Origin of the sequence: Priestia veravalensis (assembly GCF_001457055.1) — a bacterium.
Lineage (GTDB): Bacteria > Bacillota > Bacilli > Bacillales > Bacillaceae_H > Priestia > Priestia flexa.
Genome location: NZ_KQ758685.1, coordinates 1 through 22,019 on the forward strand (window position 1 = coordinate 1; position 22,019 = coordinate 22,019).

At 37.1% G+C, this 22,019-nt stretch carries 17 protein-coding genes, 1 rRNA gene and 1 pseudogene; all 19 read right to left on the reverse strand.

Features of this window, described 5'->3' with window-relative positions:
* Positions 1 to 278, reverse strand: a 16S ribosomal RNA gene (locus AS180_RS17110); the annotation flags it as partial.
* A gap of 318 nt (positions 279 to 596) precedes the next feature.
* A complete protein-coding gene (pulA, locus tag AS180_RS17115) occupies positions 597 to 3,488 on the reverse strand; it encodes a type I pullulanase (RefSeq protein WP_226372987.1) in 2,892 nt (963 codons plus the stop codon).
* Between the two features lie 166 nt (positions 3,489 to 3,654).
* Positions 3,655 to 5,139, reverse strand: coding sequence for a lysine--tRNA ligase (gene lysS, locus AS180_RS17120; RefSeq protein ID WP_025909854.1), 1,485 nt, complete (start codon positions 5,137 to 5,139; stop codon positions 3,655 to 3,657).
* Between the two features lie 329 nt (positions 5,140 to 5,468).
* A complete protein-coding gene (gene folK / locus AS180_RS17125; RefSeq protein WP_025909853.1) occupies positions 5,469 to 5,981 on the reverse strand; it encodes a 2-amino-4-hydroxy-6-hydroxymethyldihydropteridine diphosphokinase in 513 nt (170 codons plus the stop codon).
* Positions 5,981 to 6,340 carry a dihydroneopterin aldolase gene (folB, locus tag AS180_RS17130; protein WP_025909852.1) on the reverse strand — a complete coding sequence of 120 codons (360 nt, stop codon included), beginning with the start codon at positions 6,338 to 6,340 and terminating at the stop codon, positions 5,981 to 5,983. Before folB ends, folK begins: the two co-directional genes overlap by 1 nt.
* Complete coding sequence (gene folP / locus AS180_RS17135) at positions 6,333 to 7,187, reverse strand: dihydropteroate synthase (protein ID WP_025909851.1); 855 nt, start codon at positions 7,185 to 7,187, stop codon at positions 6,333 to 6,335. The genes folB and folP overlap by 8 nt, the downstream gene beginning before the upstream one ends.
* Positions 7,165 to 8,058: an aminodeoxychorismate lyase gene (gene pabC / locus AS180_RS17140; protein ID WP_025909850.1), complete on the reverse strand. Its 894-nt coding sequence runs from the start codon at positions 8,056 to 8,058 to the stop codon at positions 7,165 to 7,167. Before pabC ends, folP begins: the two co-directional genes overlap by 23 nt.
* A 3-nt stretch (positions 8,059 to 8,061) precedes the next feature.
* Positions 8,062 to 8,643: an aminodeoxychorismate/anthranilate synthase component II gene (gene pabA, locus AS180_RS17145; protein ID WP_025909849.1), complete on the reverse strand. Its 582-nt coding sequence runs from the start codon at positions 8,641 to 8,643 to the stop codon at positions 8,062 to 8,064.
* A gap of 6 nt (positions 8,644 to 8,649) precedes the next feature.
* A complete protein-coding gene (locus tag AS180_RS17150; protein WP_062687193.1) occupies positions 8,650 to 10,056 on the reverse strand; it encodes an anthranilate synthase component I family protein in 1,407 nt (468 codons plus the stop codon).
* 147 nt (positions 10,057 to 10,203) lie between these two features.
* Positions 10,204 to 11,148, reverse strand: a complete 945-nt coding sequence (cysK, locus tag AS180_RS17155) for a cysteine synthase A (protein WP_025909847.1) — start codon at positions 11,146 to 11,148, stop codon at positions 10,204 to 10,206.
* 201 nt (positions 11,149 to 11,349) lie between these two features.
* Positions 11,350 to 12,228, reverse strand: a complete 879-nt coding sequence (gene hslO / locus AS180_RS17160; protein ID WP_025909846.1) for an Hsp33 family molecular chaperone HslO — start codon at positions 12,226 to 12,228, stop codon at positions 11,350 to 11,352.
* Positions 12,229 to 12,245: 17 nt separating this feature from the next.
* Positions 12,246 to 13,013: a type III pantothenate kinase gene (locus tag AS180_RS17165; protein ID WP_025909845.1), complete on the reverse strand. Its 768-nt coding sequence runs from the start codon at positions 13,011 to 13,013 to the stop codon at positions 12,246 to 12,248.
* Between the two features lie 157 nt (positions 13,014 to 13,170).
* The gene (ftsH, locus tag AS180_RS17170; protein WP_062687194.1) at positions 13,171 to 15,084 is read right to left on the reverse strand and encodes an ATP-dependent zinc metalloprotease FtsH; all 1,914 of its coding nucleotides are present in this window, start codon (positions 15,082 to 15,084) and stop codon (positions 13,171 to 13,173) included.
* Between the two features lie 93 nt (positions 15,085 to 15,177).
* Positions 15,178 to 15,717: a hypoxanthine phosphoribosyltransferase gene (gene hpt / locus AS180_RS17175; RefSeq protein WP_025909843.1), complete on the reverse strand. Its 540-nt coding sequence runs from the start codon at positions 15,715 to 15,717 to the stop codon at positions 15,178 to 15,180.
* 27 nt (positions 15,718 to 15,744) lie between these two features.
* Positions 15,745 to 17,124: a tRNA lysidine(34) synthetase TilS gene (gene tilS, locus AS180_RS17180; protein ID WP_025909842.1), complete on the reverse strand. Its 1,380-nt coding sequence runs from the start codon at positions 17,122 to 17,124 to the stop codon at positions 15,745 to 15,747.
* Positions 17,125 to 17,208: 84 nt separating this feature from the next.
* On the reverse strand, positions 17,209 to 18,171 hold the full coding sequence (locus tag AS180_RS17185) for a serine/threonine protein kinase (protein ID WP_035320698.1): 963 nt from the start codon (positions 18,169 to 18,171) through the stop codon (positions 17,209 to 17,211).
* Positions 18,140 to 18,883: a vWA domain-containing protein gene (locus AS180_RS17190; RefSeq protein ID WP_025909840.1), complete on the reverse strand. Its 744-nt coding sequence runs from the start codon at positions 18,881 to 18,883 to the stop codon at positions 18,140 to 18,142. Before AS180_RS17190 ends, AS180_RS17185 begins: the two co-directional genes overlap by 32 nt.
* Before the next feature lie 70 nt (positions 18,884 to 18,953).
* Positions 18,954 to 21,431, reverse strand: a complete 2,478-nt coding sequence (spoIIE, locus tag AS180_RS17195) for a stage II sporulation protein E (protein ID WP_025909839.1) — start codon at positions 21,429 to 21,431, stop codon at positions 18,954 to 18,956.
* Between the two features lie 399 nt (positions 21,432 to 21,830).
* A pseudogene (locus tag AS180_RS17200) lies at positions 21,831 to 22,019 on the reverse strand (IS4 family transposase); the annotation flags it as partial.

Below are 22,019 nucleotides of genomic sequence, written 5' to 3' on the forward strand. Positions count from 1 at the left end.
TGAGCCGTTACCTCACCAACTAGCTAATGCACCGCGGGCCCATCTGTAAGTGATAGCCGAAACCATCTTTCAATTTTCTCTTATGCAAGAGAAAATGTTATCCGGTATTAGCTCCGGTTTCCCGGAGTTATCCCAGTCTTACAGGCAGGTTGCCCACGTGTTACTCACCCGTCCGCCGCTAACGTCATAGAAGCAAGCTTCTAATCAGTTCGCTCGACTTGCATGTATTAGGCACGCCGCCAGCGTTCATCCTGAGCCAGGATCAAACTCTCCGAAGAAATGTTTGACTTGCTCATAAAAGTTTAAAAAATTAACGTTGCGTTTTTCGCTTTGTTCAGTTTTCAAAGTTCAACCGTCGCTCTTAAGCGACTTTTCTATCTTACCAAGTTTCGAACTCAGTGTCAATAGTTTTTTTATTTCCTTTGAGATTCGTTTGTGTCTCTCAAGGACATTTATAAATATAACAGACATATTATCATATAGCAATACCAAAATAATAAGTTTAAATTTTCTAATATCTTCTATTCGTTATATCAGTTGAATAAAAAGGAAAAAGACAGCTTTTAAACTATCTTTTTCTAAGTAATAGTTAAACTTTACTTCCTAAAAGTATTACCTTCTAAAATAAATGTACTAAAAGCCGGTACAGTTACATTATCACTTTTTATTTTCTTTATAGACTTTGTACCAGCTTTTTTTCCATCGACAAGCAGGGATAGATTGCCTTTGCTAGAGACTTTCATTTTTATCTCATTGGAATTGGCATTGTGTATGATAGTTAGTTGATTTTTGTTTTTACCTTCCAATGTATAAGCTACTACATTTTTAGGTGCATTTAAGAATGATAGGTTCTGACGAATCTCAGAGGCAGTTGTCATACGAAATACTGGATACTTTTTACGAATCTCAATTAAACCTTTCATATATTCAACCTCTTGATTAAATGCTAAACGCCGCTCCCAATCTAGTTGATTTACAGAGTCTGGTGATTTGTAGCTATTATGGTCCCCACCTTTAGTTCTCATAAACTCTTGACCAGCATGTATGAAAGACACTCCTTGTGAAGTTAACACCATAGATGAAGCAAGCTTATGCATTTGCTTACGCTCAAGCTCAGTAGCATTTGGATTCGTTAATAGTAGTTTGTCCCATAAAGTATGATTATCATGGGCTTCTACATAAGTTACTACTTGTTCAGGATCTTGATAAGTAGATGTTGAAGAATCGTATTGAAGGCCACCTGCTATACTCTTTTTCATCGTGTCTTCCATACCTTGTTTGCCATTTACAAAGCCGCTATCTTCATCATAAAATACACTACCTTTTAAACCATCACGAATAACATCATTAAAATGCGCTACGCCTGGCATTTTGTTTGCATTCTTCTGGTTTGCTTTTTGGTCAGCAGGTAAAGGCGTATTTAAATCCCAACCCTCTCCTAAAACAATAATACTCGGATCAATTTTATTTAAAGCGTCTCGTACCTCTTTCATGGTTTCTACATCATGAATTCCCATTAAATCAAAGCGAAAACCGTCTAAATTATATTCTGTTGCCCAATATTTTACAGAGTCTACAATAAACTTCCTCATCATTTTACGCTCTGATGCTGTATCGTTTCCAACACCTGTTCCATTAGCTAACGTTCCATCTTCATTATATCGGAAATAGTAACCTGGTACCAACTCATTAAAGTTTGACTCACTTACAGCATACATATGGTTATACACAACATCCATAATTACGCGTAAATTATTTTTGTGCAGTGATTGAACCATCTGCTTCATTTCTTTAATTCTTACTTTAGGTTCATATGGATTTGTAGAATAAGAACCTTCCGGCACATTATAGTTCTTTGGATCATATCCCCAATTGTACTGCGGCTCGTTTAATTTTGTTTCATCCACTGTGCGGTAATCATAGATAGGAATAAACTGCACGTGCGTCACACCTAAATCTTTAATATGATCTAATCCTGTTTTAACTCCACCAGGTCCTCTTGTTCCTTCTTCAGTAATGCCTAAAAACTTACCTTTATTTTTAATTCCACTATTTGGATCAATCGATAAATCCCGTACGTGCAGCTCGTAGATAATAGCATCTTCGCGGTTTTTCAAGAATGGCTTTTTCGCTGGCCACTTCTCTGGGTTTGTGGTTTTTAAATCTACCACTACACCTTTATCTCCGTTTACAGTTACAGCACGTGCATACGGATCAACAGCCTCATTCCACTTATCTCCAATTTTAACTTTATACGTGTAGATTAATCCATCTTGATTTCCTTTTAATTGTGTAGTCCATGTACCTCGCTCTGCTTTTTTCAGTGGAATTTCTGTTCCGCTAGTTGAGTCCCACCTTTTATATGAGACTAGTTTAGCTTCAGTAGCAGTAGGAGCCCATAAGCGAAAAGACGTTTTATCTTTTTTATACGTATTTCCTAAGTCATTTCCATCATAATAAAACATGTCATCAAATTCTTTAGAACGCACTGCTGCTCCAATTTCAACCGTCGCGCTTCCAAACAAGGATTTCGATATCTTATATACCTTTGTTAAATCTAAGTTATTTTTCGTCACAACTCGAACCTTGTTCGTTGTTTTTTCTTCCTTATTTAATGGTATCACTTCCTTAATTTCTACTCCTTCTAATGTAATACCAGAGTTATCTGCCTCTTCTATAGCGAATGGAACGTTTGTTTGAAGCGTAATTTCATTCATTTTATCAATAGTAGCTCCAACAATCTTTGGATTTAAATCAATTTGGCTTGGATCGTAGAATACACGCTCGATTCCTTGAGCAATCCAAATTTCAGCTGATCCATCTTCTTTAAATTTCGTGATATAGCGATTATCTAATTCTTTATTCCCCCATTCGTCTCCATTTATGCTTTGTCGAGCAATAAACCCTACCTTTTGAATACCTTGGGGATCATTCAATTCAAAAGTAGCAACTTTTCCAAAATCATCTTCATCTTTAAACTGAACGGCTTGTCCACTCTTTCCATCTGGCCAGACCCACAAATCCCAGTCTTTATAGTTCTTATCATAACGTGCATAATGAATGGTTACTTTAACGTTCTCATAAGATGGTAAATCACGATACTCTCCATCTGGTGGCTCGTTATATACTGTGTTATCTCCACTTTTTATCCATACTTCCCCTTCACCATTTTGGATATCAACCCAGCGATCTTCCCCATCTTTTTCCCAAGTATCTGTCCGGACAATAAATCCTACCTTTTTGGTGTTTGTAGGAATTTCAATCTCAGCAACTTTTCCAAACGCATCTTCCCCTGTAAAGTCGTACGCTTTCCCTTCCCCGCCTTCAGGCCAAATCCATAGGTTCCAATCTTTTGTGTTATTCGGCGCTTCTTGATAATGAATAATTACTTTCCCTGCATTTGCAAACGTTTGCATAGGGAAGCTCGAAAAAGCGGAGGCAAACATTGCAAAAACGATTAGAACAACAAAACATCGATTAATTTTCATAAAGCCCATCCCCTTTGTTTATAGTCGATAACAAATCTATTATATAAAAACTGAAAACGTTTGCACAATATAAAATTTTTAATTTTCGAAAATTAAATCCAAAAGACCTATTAAAAAAAATAGATAATAATAAATAAAAAAGACAGCCAATTAGCTGTCTTTTTTATTAACGGTGGCGCATTTGCGGGAATAACAGTACATCACGAATAGAAGGAGCGTTTGTTAATAGCATAACTAATCGATCAATACCAATTCCTAAACCACCAGTTGGCGGCATACCATATTCTAACGCTTCAATGAAGTCATCATCCATCTCATGTGCTTCATCGTTACCTTGTTCTTTTTCTTTTAACTGCGCTTCAAAGCGTTCACGCTGATCAATTGGATCGTTTAACTCCGTGAAGGCATTTGCATGCTCTCTTGCTACAATAAATAACTCAAAGCGATCAGTAAAGCGAGGGTCATCCTCATTCTTTTTCGCTAATGGTGAGATTTCTACAGGATGTCCGTAAATGAATGTTGGTTGAATTAATTGCTCTTCTACTTTTTGTTCAAAGAATTCATTTACAATGTGCCCGTATAACATATGCTCTGTAATTTCAACATTGTGTTCTTTTGCAAGAGCACGTGCCTCTTCAACAGATGTTTCTTTCCAGAAATCAACGCCTGTATATTGCTTAATAGCATCTACCATATGAAGTCTTGTCCATTCTGGAGTTAAGTCTACTTCATACTCCCCATACTGGATTTTAGTCGTTCCTAATACTTCCTGAGCAATATGTGCAATTAAGTTTTCAGTTAATGCCATAATATCTTTGTAATCAGCGTATGCTTCATAAAGCTCAATCATTGTAAATTCTGGGTTGTGACGAGTTGATACCCCTTCATTACGGAAGACGCGACCAATTTCGTACACTTTTTCTAAGCCACCAACAATTAATCGTTTTAGGTGTAGCTCAATTGCAATACGCATATAAAGCTCCATATCTAGAGCATTGTGATGAGTAACGAATGGACGAGCCGATGCACCACCAGCAATTGAATGCATCATTGGTGTTTCAACTTCTAAGTAGCCATTATTATCTAAGTAGCGGCGCATTGATTGAATAATACGGCTTCGCAAGATAAATGTTTGTTTACTTTCTGGATTAGTAATTAAATCTAAATAGCGCTGACGATAGCGTTGTTCAATATCTTTTAAGCCGTGATATTTATCCGGTAAAGGACGTAAAGCTTTTGATAATAGCGTGAAGTCTTTTACTTTAATTGATAATTCACCAACTTTTGTTTTAAACAATACGCCTTGTACACCAACATGGTCACCAATATCAACTGTTTTAAAGATTTCGTATTGTTCGTCCCCTACTGAATCTTTACGAACATAAAGTTGAATTTGACCCGTTAAATCTTGAACGTGAGCAAAGCCTGCTTTTCCTTTTCCGCGCTTTGTCATAATACGTCCTGCTAATGAAACTGAAACTTCATTTTCCTCTAAAGCTTCTTTTGTTAGTTCTTCATATGCATCAATTATCTCTTGTGATGTATGTGTACGTTCGAAGCGTTTTCCAAATGGATCCATACCTTGTTCTCGAAGGTTGTTCATTTTTTCACGACGAACGAGAAGTTGATCATTTAATTCTTCATGATTCATTATGTGCTCATCTCCATCGTATTAATAAATTTTCTAAAACAGAAAAAAGGCCAGCTTTTCCACTGGCAATTCCTACGTTTCTTTAAAATTATTATAAATTCAGTCGTTTCTCTATGTCAAATCGCTTTAGACTTACAGTGTGTTCTTGTCTCAAGCTAAAACAACTTGATATAGTAATCCAACTGCCTTAATGCGTAATTATATCGCTTCTTTTCTTTACGCACTTTCGGCCTTATCGAATTCTAAATAATGTTTGGTTATCAATTTCTTATTGTAACGAACTAAGAAAAGCAAGTAAACCTCCTGGCTCTTAAAAACAAAAAACGTTTTTATGGAGCCGTTACATCATATAAGTTACCAATTAATTTAATCCCTTGTTCTGCAGCTAGTCTTTCCGCTAAGTATACTGTCGATGTATCCTCAATAGGTATAATGAGGTCACTAGCAATTTCTGCTAGAGGGACCATTACAAATGCTCTTTCTGTCATCCGAGGGTGAGGAACAATAAGTCTAGAACTATGTATAACCTCTTCATTATACAGAAGAATGTCCAAATCTAACGTACGAGGTCCCCATACAACCTCTCTTTTTCGGTTCTGCTGTAGCTCAATCGCCTGCAAAACATCGAGCAACTCTAGAGAAGAAAGTTCTGTTTTAATTTCGGCTACCATATTTAAGAAAGCGCTTTGGTTAGTATAGCCAACCGGATCCGTCTCATATACGGAAGAAAGATTTTCTAATAAAATGCCTTCATGACTGTCTAGTGATTGAACAGCTTGCTTTAAGTAGTTACTGCGGCTTTTAATATTAGACCCCAGGGCTATAAAAGCTCTATTGTTCATTAGCGGCTCCTTGTAATTTCGACGGCAACCGAATCATAATGACCTTGAATCGGAGGGTCGGGTTTATATACTTTTACGGTACAAGCTTGAATTAGATGATAAGAGGATAAAACCGTTGACGCAATGGTCTCAGCAATAGTTTCAACCAGCTTAAACGTTTCTTTCTCCACAATGTTTTTACAGACTTCGTAGAGCTCTGCATAACTTACAGTTGCTTCTAAATCATCCTCTTGTCCAGCTTTTTTTAAATCTAATTCTACTGTTAAATCTACATTAAAACGTTGACCTAACTTATTTTCCTCAGTAAAAACGCCGTGATAACCATAAAAGCGCATATTATTCACATAAATTTTATCCATTCTCGATTACTCCTTTACCTACTAAAACATCCATCATCTTCGTAAAGCGAGCAATCTCTTTCACATCGTGTACTCTTGTCATATGAATACCTTTAGAAATACCCATTCCAATAGTAGCAGCAGTTCCTTCTATTCGTTCCTTTGGAGGCAAATTAAGGACGTGTCCAATTGTTGACTTTCGAGATGTAGCCAACAACACAGGATAGCCTAGTGCTGTAAACTTATCTACATTTTGAATAGCTTCAATATTTTGCTCTACTGTCTTAGCAAATCCAATCCCTGGGTCTAAAATAATATTCTTATCTTTTACACCAGCACTTTTAACGATTTTTATGCTTTCATATAAATCAGCAATCATATCTGGAATGAGGTTTTGATAATTTTTATTGTCTCTATTATGCATGAGGATGATAGGTACATTATAATCAGCAGCTACTTTTGCCATCTCCGGGTCAGCCTTTGCTCCCCACACGTCATTAATAATGTGTGCACCTGCTTCAATTGCTTGCTTTGCTACCTCAGATTTATACGTATCAATAGAGATAGGTACGTCTAGAGTTCGAGATAATTCTTTGATAACGGGAATTGTACGCTCTAATTCTTCTTCCACACTTACTTTATCGCTTCCTGGACGTGTTGATTCACCACCGATGTCAATGAGGTCTGCGCCATCTATGACCATTTGTTTAGCATGCTCAATTGCTTTATCGATATGGTTAAATGAACCACCATCTGAAAACGAATCTGGGGTTACGTTCAGGATCCCCATAATCAATGTCTTTGTAGAATAATCTAACTTATGGGAACCACAATCGATAAATTGACTATTTACTACCGTTTTTGTCATCTAAGACTTCCTTTCGTACGCCTTCTTTACTCCATAAATGCGAAGTATATTTCTCATATTGTCGCTGTAATGTATAGGTTAGCGTTTGTTCACCCGTTTTAAACTCTTTCTCTCCAATTTTATGGATAGCAAAAATTTCTTGAATTGAATTTGTCATAAAGATTTCTTCGCTCTCAAGAAGCTCTGATAGTGTAAAGAATCCTTCTTTAATAGAAATCCCCTTCACACTTAAAAGCTTACATATAAATTGGCGAGTAATACCGTTTAATATTCCCGTTTCAACAGCAGGAGTAAAGACGGTGTTATCTTTCACAAAGAAAAGGTTTGAAACAATTCCTTCCGCTAAGAACCTTTCTTTTGTTAAAAAAATCCCTTCCTTACTTATATCGTTTCCAACTTCTCTTTTAGCTAAGATATTATTTAAATAATGATGAGATTTCAACCGTTCATTACTTTCGGGAGTATTTCTTTTTGTTTCAAGAATAACCCCCTCTTTTATAAGAGGGGTTTTCTTATCAGGCATAGACTTCATATAAACAATAAGTGATGGACGAGTATATGCTTCTACCTGTAGTCCAATTTCACCTACACCTGCTGATACGTTTAGTCGAACATACGCATTTTGGAGATTATTCTTTTGCAGCAACTCATTAAGAATTATAAGTATATCTTCCTTTGAATATGTCCATTCAATATTTAAAAGCGATAAACCACTTTGTAATCGACTCAGATGATCATCTAATAAAAATGGATGACCATTATAGATTCTCATTGTTTCAAATAAACCCAGGCCATACATATAACCATGATCAAAAGGAGAAATAGTTGCTTTGCTTCTTTCTAAAATCTCTCCGTTTACATAAATGTACAAAGGTTACACGCCCTTTTTCTGATACGTATTAATAAAATTTTGCAGCATTTCTCGACCATATGAAGTCATAATGGATTCAGGGTGAAATTGGACGCCCTCAATTGGCATAGTTTTATGGCGAATAGCCATAATCTCATTTTCATCTGTCCATGCTGACACCTCAAAACAATCAGGCAGAGATCCAGCTTCTACAATTAAAGAATGGTAGCGAGTAGCTGTAAACGGATTGTCCAACCCTTCAAAGATTGTTTTTCCATCATGGTGCATTTCTGACGTCTTACCATGCATAAGCTTATCAGCTCTGATAACATTTCCACCAAATGCTTGACCAATGGACTGATGCCCAAGACAAACGCCAAAAATCGGAATTTGACCAGCAAAATATTTAATTGCTTCTAAGCTAATACCAGCTTCATTTGGGCTACATGGCCCTGGAGAAATCATTAAAAAGTCAGGGTTAAGGTTTTCAATCTCTTCAATTGTAATTTCATCATTACGCTTGACGACTAACTCATGGCCTAGCTCACCTAAATACTGTACTAAATTAAATGTAAATGAATCGTAGTTATCAATCATTAAAATCATCTGTTCTCATCCTCCACTCAACTCTTTTTCACTCTGCTCTTTTGCTTTCCATAAAGCCATAGCCTTTTTCAATGACTCTTTGTACTCATACTTAGGGTTGGAGTCAATAACAACACCAGCTCCCGCCTGTACATGTACTTGACCATCTTGAACGACCATTGTACGAATTGCGATGTTAAGTTCCATCTCGCCGTTATAGCCTATCCAACCAATTGATCCTGTATAGACACCTCTTCGAACGGGCTCTAGTTCTTCAATAATTTCCATTGTCCGAACCTTAGGTGCACCTGTGATGGTTCCTCCTGGGAATACTGCATCTACTACATCTACAATGTCTTTATTGTCAGCAATTTCACCTTTGACATTTGATACGATGTGCATAACATGGGAGTATTTTTCAATCACCATAAACTCATCTACACAAACAGTCCCATACTTACTTACTCTACCTAAGTCATTTCGCTCTAAATCAACAAGCATTACGTGCTCCGCACGCTCTTTCTCATTTTCAATTAACTCTTTAGCCAGTGCACTGTCTTCTTCGTTTGTCTTCCCTCTAGACCGTGTTCCTGCAATTGGTCTTGTACTAAGCTCAACTCCTGATTTTTTAACTAATAACTCTGGTGAGCAACTCACTAAATGAAACTCATCGGTTTGCATATACGACATGTATGGAGAAGGATTAATCTTTCGGACTTGTTCGTAAATATGCATTGGATGTGTATTAAGAGGCTGTGACTGTCTTACAGATAAGTTAACTTGAAACACATCACCTTGTCCAATATATTCCTTTATCCTTTCAACAGCCACACCAAACTCTTCTTCTGACATTGACAAAGTTGTGTGTGTATTAACACTCTTCACTTTCTCATAAACAAGAGTATACTTCGTTTCAGACAACCATTGATTTTTATATGAAGTTAAACGAGCTTTAGCATTCTCTTCATCTGTATGGTTAACCATTATCCATAGCTCTTCTTTATGGTGGTCATATACAAAAACATCATCAAAAATTAAGAAATAAATATCAGGCATCTTTAACGGATCATCTGCTATTGTTGGTACATGTTCTACATACCTTATGTAATCATAGCTAATATAACCAATGGCCCCGCCTTGAAACAGAGGTAGCTCTTTACGCTGAGGTGTTTGGTACTTCTTCATCCATTTACGCATTAAATGCATTGGATTACCTTTTTCAACACTTCTTCTTCCTTGCTCTATAATATGAAGCTCGTTAGACTCTCCTCGTAAAATAGCGATAGGATTAAGGCCCATAATATGAAAGTTACCGCCTCGCCCACTTTCCAACAATATATGATGCGGCTCATCTACAGATAATTCTTGATACTTACTAAACCATTTATCCTTAGGAATCGAAATCGATTCACCCCATGTCATTCGTTGCTGCATTTGCTCACTCTCCTAAAATGAATCACCTATCCTTATTTTACATGATTTTAGAAAGTTATTCACTAGATGAAAAAAACTACCCCTTTAAGCCACAAAGTTACTATGACTTAAGGGGGTAGCTAAATAAGAATTATTTATCGTAGCTTATCAAGACTGACCTTGTGTTTGCTCTTCGAATTGGAATAATGGTGTACTTAAATAGCGCTCACCGTTACTTGGAATAATGGCTAACACTTTTTTACCTTTTCCTAATTCTTTTGCTACCTTTAATGCTGCAAAAATTGCTGCACCTGAAGAAATTCCGACTAATACACCTTCAGTTTTAGCTACTTTTCGAGCATAGTCAAATGCTTCTTCATTTTTCACAGGAATAACATGGTCATATAGGTCGGTATTTAACACACCTGGTATGAAGTTAGCACCAATTCCTTGAATTTTATGAGGTCCTGGCTGACCACCACTTAAAATTGGTGAGTCAGCTGGTTCTACAGCATAAAGCTTAATCTCTGGGTAAGCTTCTTTCAATACTTCTCCAGCACCCGTAATTGTTCCACCTGTTCCAATCCCAGCTACAAAAGCATCCAGTTGGTCACCGAATTGTTCAACAATTTCTTTACCTGTTGTTTTACGATGCACTTCAGGGTTTGCCTCATTTTGGAACTGTTGAGGAATGAAGTAACCATGTTCTTTTGCTAATTCAGAAGCTTTATTAACAGCTCCTTTCATTCCTTCAGGTCCTGGTGTTAAGACTAACTCTGCGCCGTATGCACGAAGTAGGTTACGACGTTCAATACTCATTGTTTCAGGCATTGTTAAGATTGCGCGATATCCCTTTGCTGCTGCAACCATAGCTAGACCGATACCTGTATTACCACTTGTAGGTTCAATGATTGTGTCGCCAGGCTTTAAAACGCCTTTGGCTTCCGCATCTTCAATCATTGCCAATGCAATGCGATCTTTCACGCTGCTTCCTGGGTTCATAAACTCCAACTTTAAATATACATCTGCCATATCTTCTTCAACTAAACGATTTAATTTAACAATTGGTGTTTGACCAATTAATTCCGTAATTGAATTTGCTACGCGTGCCATATCTCCACTCCTAATCCCGAGTAATTTTATTGAATTTGTATACAATTTATCAGTTATTTTCTAAATTGTCAATCATTTTGTTTTGTGACAATGACTTTTTTTCTATTTTTCTAGACCATTATATCCTTACTGTACCATTTTCAGACCAAACTTCAAAAGAAAAAGACACCGGCTGCATGCGGTGTCTTTTCAGAGACTTATTTATATAGCTTCTTCTTTCATTTCTTTTAGCTCTTCTGCAGGAAAGTGATACATTTCATTACAGAAGTGACATTGCGCTTCAGCTTTGCCATCTTCATCAATCATTGATTGAATTTCATCTTTTCCTAAGCTAATAATTGCATTACCAATGCGCTCTTTAGAACATTGACATTTAAATTCCACAGGCATGGTTTCAAGAATTTTAAGGTTATCTTTTCCTAGAACTTCTTCAAGAATTTCTTCTGGTGTTAATCCACGTTGAATAAGCTTAGAGATAGGTTCAATGGTTTGCAAGCGCTGTTCAATTGCTGAGATTGTCGCTTCATCTGTTCCTGGTAACAGCTGAATAATGAAGCCTCCTGCAGCCAAGATGGTGTTATCAGGGTTTACTAACACACCAACGCCAACTGATGAAGGAACTTGTTCAGATGTTACAAAATAATACGTGAAATCTTCTCCTAATTCACCTGATACAATCGGTACCTGACCATTAAATTGATCTCTCATTCCAACGTCTTTTACGACACTAAGCGTGCCTCCCGTACCTACTGCACGAGCGACATCTAATTTACCGTATTTGTTTAATTCAAAATGTGTTTGTGGATTTGTAACATAACCACGAACTTCCCCTTTGGCATTGCTATCCACAAGGATTGCGCCAATCGGTCCGCCACCTTCGACTTTTATTGTTAACTTCTGCTCTCCCTTTAACATCGCACCCATCATTACACCGGCACTCATCGCACGTCCTAATGCAGCTGAAGCTGTTGGCCATGTATAATGGCGACGCTGCGCTTCACCTACTGCCTCCGTTGTTTTCACAGCGTAGGCACGAACTTGATTATTATAGGCTAAAGCCTTGACTAAGTAGTCACTCATAATAATACTAACTCCTCTTATTCCATATTTTTCGTATAAATAATCTGTAGACCTTTTAGTGTTAAAAACGGATCTACGATGTCAATAATGTCTGACTCTTTTGCGATTAATGTTGCTAAACCACCTGTTGCAATTACTTTAGGATTTACGTTTGATTGCTCTTTCATTCGTGTAACAATACCTTCAACTTGTCCAACATATCCATATAAAATTCCCGCTTGCATCGCAGAAACTGTATTTTTACCTACAATGCTATTCGGCCTAGCAATTTCAATCCTCGGAAGTTTAGATGCCCTAGAATATAGCGCTTCAGTGGAAATATTAATACCAGGTGCGATAGCTCCTCCCATATACTGTTTGTCTTCATCAATGTAACAGTAAGTTGTTGCTGTTCCAAAATCCACAATAATTAATGGGCTGCCATAAAGCTTAATACCTGCTACTGCATTTACGATTCGGTCTGCCCCAACTTCTCTTGGATTTTCATATTTAATATTTAAACCTGTTTTAATACCAGGACCTACTATAAGCGGCTTTAAATGAAAATATTTTTGGCACATACGTTCCAATGCAAACATAATTGGTGGCACTACAGAGGAGATAATAATACCATGAATATCTTTAAAAGATAAACCAACGTGCTCAAGGAGTGCCTTAATTGTCATTCCGTATTCATCTTCTGTTTTATTACGACTCGTTTCAATGCGCCAATGATATTTTAGTTCATCACCATCATATACTCCTAATACAGTATTCGTATTTCCAACGTCTAATACAAAAATCATGTTAATCACCACTTCGCCTTTAATCAATATTTACACTGAAACCATCATACCATAACTAAGAAAAAGGGGTGTACAGTAAAAGAAGCTTTTCCTTTTCCTTACTAAGGTTCGTATAAAAAACAAAAAAAGTAAGATGCTCCTAGGAGCATCTTACTTTTTATTCTTTAGGCTCTTCCTCTTGATCTGGCTTCGATTGAATGTTTACTTTTACATCTTCATCGCTGCTTTTTGGAGAACGATCTGGAAGCGTCCCATGATCAACTAAATGCTTGATTTGCTCAGCATCTAACGTTTCAACTTTTAATAACGTTTGAGCAATAAGTTCTAACTTATCACGATTTTCAGTTAGAATTTGTCTTGCACGCTCGTAGCTATCTTTAATAAAGCGTTGAATTTCTAAGTCAATTTGATGAGCAATTGCGTCACTGTAGTTTTGTTCATTTTGGATGTCACGTCCTAAGAACACTTGGCCACCTTGCGATTGACCAAACTGCATTGGACCTAACTTATCGCTCATACCGTATTCAGTAACCATACGTCTTGCGATACTTGTTGCACGTTGGAAGTCATTATGTGCACCCGTACTTACTTCGCCAAAGATTAATTCCTCAGCAACACGTCCACCTAATAAACCAACAATCTTATCTAAAAGCTCTGGTTTTGTCATGAAATAGCGATCTTCTTTCGGAAGCATTACAGCATAACCACCTGCTTGCCCACGTGGAACAATCGTTACTTTATGTACCATGTCCGCTTCATCTAATACAACACCAATAATTGTGTGACCAGCTTCATGGTACGCGACAATATTGCGTTCTTTTTTAGAGATAACGCGACTCTTTTTAGCTGGTCCCGCAATTACACGGTCCGTTGCTTCATCAATATCGCTCATATCAATCTTTTTCTTATCTTGTCGCGCAGCTACTAAGGCAGCTTCGTTTAATAAGTTTTCTAAGTCGGCTCCTGAGAAGCCTGGTGTACGCATCGCAATGGCATTTAGATTTACATTTTCATCTAAAGGTTTGTTGCGAGCATGTACTTTCAACACTGCTTCACGACCATTTACATCTGGACGATCTACAGTAATCTGACGGTCAAAACGTCCTGGACGTAATAAAGCTGGATCTAAAATATCAGGGCGGTTTGTTGCTGCAATGATAATGATTCCTTCATTAGCACCAAAGCCATCCATTTCAACAAGCAATTGGTTTAGAGTTTGTTCACGCTCATCGTGACCTCCACCTAGACCAGCACCACGTTGACGACCTACAGCATCAATTTCATCGATAAAGATAATACAAGGCGCGTTTTTCTTTGCATTTTCAAACAAGTCACGCACACGTGATGCACCGACACCAACAAACATTTCAACAAAGTCTGAACCACTGATTGAGAAGAAAGGCACGCCTGCTTCACCAGCTACAGCTCTCGCTAATAATGTTTTACCCGTTCCTGGAGGACCTACAAGAAGTACACCTTTTGGAATTCGAGCGCCTAAGTCGGCAAATTTACGAGGGTCTTTCAAGAACTCTACAACCTCAACAAGTTCTTGTTTCTCTTCGTCTGCACCTGCAACATCTTTGAACTTAACTTTCTTCTTTTCTTCACTGTAAAGTTTCGCTTTACTTTTACCAAAGTTCATTACACGGCTACCGCCACCTTGAGCTTGGTTTAGTAAGAAGAAGAAGAGGATGAAGATAATGACAAAAGGTATAATTGATGTAAAGAATGTTACCCAACCACTTGTTTCATCTGCTGGGTCAACCTTCACCTGAATGTCCTTACTATTTGCAGCGGCATTAATACGCTCCAACGCTTGATCACCATCTACAATGTAAGTTTGGAATTTCTGATCTTCATTATAAGATTCTAATTTCCCTTGTACGACATAAACCCCACGTTCAGGCTTCAATGTTAATGATTCAATATCTCCACTTTCCAAGTGTCCTACAAATGTGTCATATCGCATTGCTTCAGTCTTCTGGTTGGAACCACTGAAGAAACTGATCACGCCAATAATGACTAAAAATATAAGTAAATAAAAGATGGTATTACGGAAGATCCGATTCATTTCTTACCTCCTCCCACGATAAACAAATACTGTATTCAATAGTACCATAGAACCTATATCCTATCCAACAAATTGCATTTGCAAATATGCTAATTAATTACTATACACTTCTGGTTTTAAAACACCAATGTAAGGTAGGTTACGATATTTTTCCTGATAATCTAACCCATACCCTACTACGAAAGCATCTGGAACCTCAAATCCAACGTAATCTGCTTTAATATCCGCTTTACGACCCGTTGGTTTGTCTAATAGTGTTACGATTCTAATTGATTTTGCTTTGCGATACTTAAATAACTCTACTAGATAGCTTAGAGTTAATCCGCTATCAATAATATCTTCTAAAATTAAGATGTCTCGACCTTCTACAGAAGTATCTAAATCCTTTAAGATTTTCACTTCACCAGAAGAAACCATTTCTTTACCATAGCTTGATACATCCATAAAATCCATTTCTAAATATGTATCGATGCGTTTAATTAGGTCAGACATAAAAGGCATTGCACCTTTTAATACACCAATTACTAAAGGAAAACGACCTTCATACTCTTCAGTGAGTAGTTGTCCTAAATCCTTTACCTTTGCCTGTATTTGTTCCTCTGAAATTAGAATTTCTTTAATATCATGCTTCATTCCTTGCTTGCCTCCTAGAAGTTTTCCCTACTTATAGTATAAAATAACATATCTTAACTTATGAGTGTGTAATTCATAAGCAGATTTTTTTAATTTTGGCAGCCATAAAATTGTACCATTACTATCTTCTACAACCGGCCACGCATCTCTTTTCTCTAAAGGCACTTTTTCATCAATAAAGATATCCTTTACCTTTTTATGCCCCTTCATGCCTTTTAATTGAATTTTATCTCCTGGCCTTCGCGTCCGAACTCGAATTGGAAACCTAACCTTACTTTCATCTACTAAAAAGATGTCAGTTTCTTTCTTATCATATTTTCCATTATGTATTCTAGCAGTAAGGGAATGACCATTCGGCAGCTGAATGACCCCTGGAATGGGGATATCATATTCATATGCTGGAATAGACTGCGTTAACTCAAAAGTGAACACACAATCGTCATACGAACGAGAAATGGTCAGCTTGTTTGGAAAGTGAAGCACACCAGAAGGTTTATCAGCTTCTAAAAACCTCAATAAATTATTAATATGAACTGAGGAAAGATCTGAAGGGATTTTTTTATAGAGATAGTTTAATATTAGTTGAATCCCACGCCTTTGTAAAGGTTTGCTTATATTAAGGAAAGACCCTCGACTCATTAAAAGATATCCTTGTCTTTGCTGTTTAATTACCTTATTCATCTCTCGAGTTGTTAATTCCTCTAAATAGGCTTGATCTTCATATAAGTTTTCACTAAAAGCTTGAAATTTTTCATGTATATCGTGATACTCATCCTTTAAAAAAGGTAATATATATTGTCTAATGCGATTACGAGTATACGTATCCTTCTCGTTAGTAGGGTCCATTCTAGGATTTAAGTTAAATCTCCTGCAATATAACAAAATTTGTTCTTTTGTAACGGATAAAAAAGGGCGAACGAGAGACCCTGTGGCATAAGGACGCTTTGCCTCCATCCCTCCATACCCTCTCATCGTACTACCACGTGCCAACCTCATGAGTATTGTTTCTACTTGATCATCTCCATGATGAGCTAAAGCTAGTACTTCTGCACGGTACTTATTCATCATCTCTTCAAAGAACGCATACCGACATTCTCTAGCTGCTACCTGAGCAGATACTTTGTGCTTTTTCTGATAAGTTGTTACATCGATACTAACGCCTTCAAATGCAATACCTGCATCTCTACAATAAGCTTGCACATATTCTAAGTCATTTTTAGACTCTGCTCCTCGAAACATATGATCAACGTGTAACGCCACTAAATTTAAACTTCTGTGCACTTGCTCCCTATGTAGAAAATGAAGCAACGCTAAGGAATCTGGACCTCCAGAAACACCCACTAAGACTGTTGCATTAATTGGTAAAAGGTTATGTTTATCAATAAATTCTGTTGTTTCCCTTTCCATTATTCTGTTCATCCTTACGTGATTAAGACTAGTTACCACTATCCCTTTCTCATTTTACGGATATTCCATTAAAAAGTTTCACATTTATAATACTTGAATGAAAAGATATAACAAGTACATAAACATGACGGATGCTCCTAATAAAACGGTTTCTAGGAAATGTGTACGCTTCTTCTTTACTTTAACACGCTTTGGACTATGCTGACGAACCTTTTGATTTCCTGAAGATTTAACCGATTCACCACTCTTGATCCCTTCAATCAAATCTTGCTTCATCTCATGAGCTGTAAGATAGTTGCCATGAATCGATTTATACAAAATCGAACGATGTGCTGACAGAGCATTATGCGTTTTTAATAATCTTTTTAGCTGTTCATTAGGTTTATCAGCTTTGTTTAAACGCTCGCCGATTAATAGCTCGATTATAATCATAGCTACAGCAAACAAATCATATGCTGGTTCTGCTTTTCGAGAGCCAAACCCCCAATATGCTCGGTCATAGTAGTCGGTAAACTCTTTGATAGCTCTCCCTTGCATTGTTGTTCCACCTACATCGATTAAACGAATCTTGACAGGGTGATTGGTAACAACCAAGTTCTCTGGCTTCAAGTCTCCAAAAACCCAACCCGCTTTGTGTAATTCATGTAAATCCCCCAATAGCTGCATGACCAGTACATTTACCCATTCCTTTCCTCTTTTCGCAACGAAAGCTTTTAACGATGTTCCTTTTACATATTCCATTACATAAAAAGAGAGTGCTTGATTACGATAAACCCAGTCATCTACATCGAATAAGAAAGGCCCAAGAGACTTGCCATGGACCTTTGAGAAGTTACGTAATACATTTACTTCAGCCGTTACTGAGTTGTTGTCAAAGCTTAACTTTAGCGCTGCAGTTTCTCCATTTGGTGATTGAACCAAATACACAACTCCAGTTGCACCTGTGCCTAGTTGTTTCATAATGGTGTACTGATTATGATGCCACTTCCCTGTTAATGTTGTACCGGCTGATAAATTACATACCAGATTCTTCATTGTAGTGTTCATCACTTCTTAACATCCCCCTTAAGGAACGTTTCTTCTGAACAAAGTGGTTTGTTGCCGCTTTAATTGCTGGACCAGTAGGTGTAATACCACCAGCTGTTAACTTCGGAAATATAGTAGATAACGATTCTAGCTTTGGATTCCAGTCCATAAGCTTTTCAACATCTTTCTTTTTCCCTGGAAATAAAAATACTGAAAATTGGTTGTACCCAATTCTAGCGTTGAGGCTGAGGGATAAATCTAATAATGCTTCCTTAACAGTTGGAAGCTTCGACTTCATGCTTCCACTCATATCAACTAAAATGAGAATCTCTAAATCAACTGTTTCACCTAACTCGTCAACAACTTCCATAATTTCTCCACGTTTTTCCGGAGGTAAATCTTCCATTTTTGAAGCTGATGCACCCAATATTTGTTGAAGTTCTTTATTTACTACGCCTTGTAACGTTTGAGTCATCGCTTGTCTTGTAACCATTTGAACGGTTTGAGAAAGTTGCTTTACATAAACGATTTGGCTAACTCCTCCACCAGACATAGCAATACCTTCAATTTCGTTTTGACTTTGTTCATCAATCACGTCTTCTTCCATAACTCCTATAACATTCACACTGATGCCTTGTTCCTTTGCTAGTGCTGCCATTGCAATTGGATCTTCTCCTGTATTAGAACCTCCATCTGTAATGACTAACATTTGCTTTAACGTTCCTTTTTTCATAAATAAAATCCCCTCCTCATTATCAGTATTAACATGATAGACGAGGAAGGGATAATTTATACTCTATAATCTACTGTGCTTTTTTACGATACGCATATGTTGGAATGGAAGACCATTTTGGCGTATTATGCTTCAGTTTAGCAACCACCACGGTCATATCATCTTCAATTAAACCGGACCTTGTTCGAATGACTTCTTCCATAATTAAATCTGCAATTTCTTGTGGATCATCGGTTTGTAGCTCTCCAATTTTACGCTTCATCCACATCTCGTAATTCTCAACATGTCTTGGGCCTTCAAACACCCCATCACTCATCATAATGAGCAAGTCCTGTGCTTTCATTTGTTCACTCACAACGTCTACTTCAAACTCTTCAATAATCCCCATTGGTAAATTACTTGCTTGTACCTTGATTACTTTATCACCACGCTTAATAAAGCTGGGTGTCGAGCCAATTTTCAAGAAGTTTACGTTTGCATCTTGTAAATCAATCATTGCCAAGTCAAGCGTCGAAAAGATTTCATCACTCGTTCGCAACGACAGAATAGAATTAATAGATTTTATTGCAATTGTCTCTTCAATCCCGGTTTGTAGGATTTGTTTCAGTAATTGTAGTGTTTCACTACTCTCATAGTGAGCTCTTTCACCGTTCCCCATACCATCACTGATCGCTAATGCATATTTGCCAGCATTTAATTCAATCATTGAATAGCTATCTCCTGACACAAATCCTCCTCCTTTTGCAGCGTGAGCAACCCCTGTATCTACTACATACGCTTTGGTGGAACCAAAGGAAACGTGACAATAACCTTGTGGATATTTTGCACACTCTTCATTTTTTACCACGATACTTTCACCAAGTATATCCGTAAGCATTGGGGCAATAATTTTTTCACACTCACCTCTGCCGTGACAGTAAGGAACCCACATTTCTACATCTACATTACCAGGCTCTAAACTATAAATTTCAATTTGGTTAATTTCCATGCCAAAGCTTCTCAATGCTTCGACAATCTGTTCTTCTTGAACATTTAAGTTTTCTCTTTCTCTTTTTATTTCTTGAGCGAAATTATTCATGACTTGCGAAACTCCATGCAACTGCTCAGCTACAATCCGACGACTTTCATGAATCTGAGATTTCAACTGCTGATTGGCTTTAAAATACGTCAGCTCATGCTCAATAACATCGATTACTTTTTTGGACTTCACACAATGCTTGTCCATCTCTCTGACTAGCTTGGGATTTTGTTCTAATGAATTATTATCAATTTCTAGCATAATTTCTTTCAGATATTCATAGGTTGTATCAAACTGTTGAGCCCAACACTGCTCTTTCTTGAAACAGAATTGACACGTTCTCTCCGTTACGCTACTTAGAAAATAATCTATTTCTTTTTCTTCATTTCGCTTTTCTTCATAAAATCCATTTTGAGTAAAACTATCAGATAAAGCCTGAAATACGTTGGAGAATTGTTCTACTCGATTTGCCGTTACATCTCTTACTTTTCGAATATACTGCTGTTGCTCCATCATATTTTCAGATGTACCTGGAACGAGCTTACTTAAGTTTTTCAAAAGAAATGTTGGTGTTAATAGAAATAAAGCGACAGCGATAAGCGACTCATATAAATTGGTTGAAAGTGCCTGTTCAGCTTGTGAATAGAGCCCAATTAAAAGAGATCCCACAATCAATCCTAAAGATGCACCCATTTTTTTGCCGTCTTTTAGTAATCCTCCTAACAAACCTGAAAAAGCTAGTAAGCTCATTTCATATAAACTCGTTACGTTAGCAAAGCTTAAGATTAATCCCGTGACTACACCAACAGTAGCTCCAATTGTCGGACCTGATACAAAAGCAAAGATTAATACTAAATAACGTGATAGTACGTGTTCTGCCGATAAACCGTACATGACCCAACCAATGGTTCCTGTCATGACCGATGCTAAAAGAATAATAAGAGAAATAACTTCTTCTGTTTTAAGAGATTGCTTTCGCTTTCGATATGAAATAAGAGGTACACTCTGTAGAAAAATCATTGTTAGAATAAAGCTCAAGCCCGCTTCTACAGCTATAAATGCAAAGTCATACATTGTGACTCCTTGTGAAAACAAGTAGAAAATTCCTAATTTCGTTAGAAACATAGAAATAAACACAGTAAACGGTAACTTTTTAAGAGGATCTATGGTTATAAAACCACTAAAGCGATGAAGAAGTAAAAATACGAATAGGGAACAGAAGACAACCCCACCGTTTTGTAAGGATAGACTAAATGCTCCAGCCAAGATGGCCAGGCCTGCAAGAGCTGCCTTATCTTTCTTAATAGCAAGTACAGCCGCAAAAAATGGTAATGCAAACGGCATAATTTCCATTAAAATTAAAGCTCGTCCTAATAAAAATCCTACTGCTAATAAAATTAATCCCCATTGGAACAATACCTTTTCTGTTTTCAGACTCGTTTTCGTAAAAATGCGTGCCATTTCTAATCTAGTACGATTAAAAACAGCTTCAGTTGCTGGACCGGCAAAGTTCCGCTCAGTTTTTTGCATTTTTCCACCACCCGCTAATTATACTTATAAGCTATTATAGCGAGAAAGGGATTAATATTTTGTCAAATCGACTCTCTCTCGTACAAGAATCGTTCGACGACTTTCTAGTTAGAGACCGAAAACCATACAAAAATATGTATAATATTACATTGCAACTTAAAATATTTTAGAAGTTATGCTCTAAACTAGTATTTTCTTGCACTAATTTATTTAAATTTATGAAGTTTATTATTTATATTTTTTGGTTTGCCATCACTAGTGTTGCATAAATGTTGACGCAATTTTCAGTTTAATGTTTTTTCCTGTTTAGAGCCAAAAAAGTAAATACCTTATTAAAGGTGGCTCCATCCATTTGGAAATTATGTACAATTAGACTTGTGCGACGACGACAATTTATTTTTAAGGAACGGTTTTTCCTTTAATCTTTCGTATCCAGATATGTGCCGGTTTCCATAACGAAGCCCTTAAAAAACGGCTAATCTGTAGCGTTTTTCGCTTACTTTTTGTTTCGATTTGCGCAATTACATTTAGGCAAAAAACAATCAGTGCGATAAACACTTGGTTTTGAATGGCCCATTCACTTTGTCC

Bases quoted from the DNA above. Each gene is read 5' to 3' on its own strand.
- lysS (WP_025909854.1), bottom strand. From the start codon at position 5,139: ATGAATCATGAAGAATTAAATGATCAACTTCTCGTTCGTCGTGAAAAA.
- hpt (WP_025909843.1), bottom strand. From the start codon at position 15,717: ATGAAGCATGATATTAAAGAAATTCTAATTTCAGAGGAACAAATACAG.
- ftsH (WP_062687194.1), bottom strand. From the start codon at position 15,084: ATGAATCGGATCTTCCGTAATACCATCTTTTATTTACTTATATTTTTA.
- spoIIE (WP_025909839.1), bottom strand. From the start codon at position 21,431: ATGCAAAAAACTGAGCGGAACTTTGCCGGTCCAGCAACTGAAGCTGTT.
- cysK (WP_025909847.1), bottom strand. From the start codon at position 11,148: ATGGCACGCGTAGCAAATTCAATTACGGAATTAATTGGTCAAACACCA.
- AS180_RS17185 (WP_035320698.1), bottom strand. From the start codon at position 18,171: ATGAACACTACAATGAAGAATCTGGTATGTAATTTATCAGCCGGTACA.
- hslO (WP_025909846.1), bottom strand. From the start codon at position 12,228: ATGAGTGACTACTTAGTCAAGGCTTTAGCCTATAATAATCAAGTTCGT.
- folK (WP_025909853.1), bottom strand. From the start codon at position 5,981: ATGAACAATAGAGCTTTTATAGCCCTGGGGTCTAATATTAAAAGCCGC.
- folB (WP_025909852.1), bottom strand. From the start codon at position 6,340: ATGGATAAAATTTATGTGAATAATATGCGCTTTTATGGTTATCACGGC.
- tilS (WP_025909842.1), bottom strand. From the start codon at position 17,124: ATGGAAAGGGAAACAACAGAATTTATTGATAAACATAACCTTTTACCA.
- pabA (WP_025909849.1), bottom strand. From the start codon at position 8,643: ATGATTTTAATGATTGATAACTACGATTCATTTACATTTAATTTAGTA.
- pulA (WP_226372987.1), bottom strand. From the start codon at position 3,488: ATGAAAATTAATCGATGTTTTGTTGTTCTAATCGTTTTTGCAATGTTT.
- AS180_RS17150 (WP_062687193.1), bottom strand. From the start codon at position 10,056: ATGCAGCAACGAATGACATGGGGTGAATCGATTTCGATTCCTAAGGAT.
- folP (WP_025909851.1), bottom strand. From the start codon at position 7,187: ATGACAAAAACGGTAGTAAATAGTCAATTTATCGATTGTGGTTCCCAT.
- AS180_RS17165 (WP_025909845.1), bottom strand. From the start codon at position 13,013: ATGATTTTTGTATTAGACGTTGGAAATACGAATACTGTATTAGGAGTA.
- AS180_RS17190 (WP_025909840.1), bottom strand. From the start codon at position 18,883: ATGAAAAAAGGAACGTTAAAGCAAATGTTAGTCATTACAGATGGAGGT.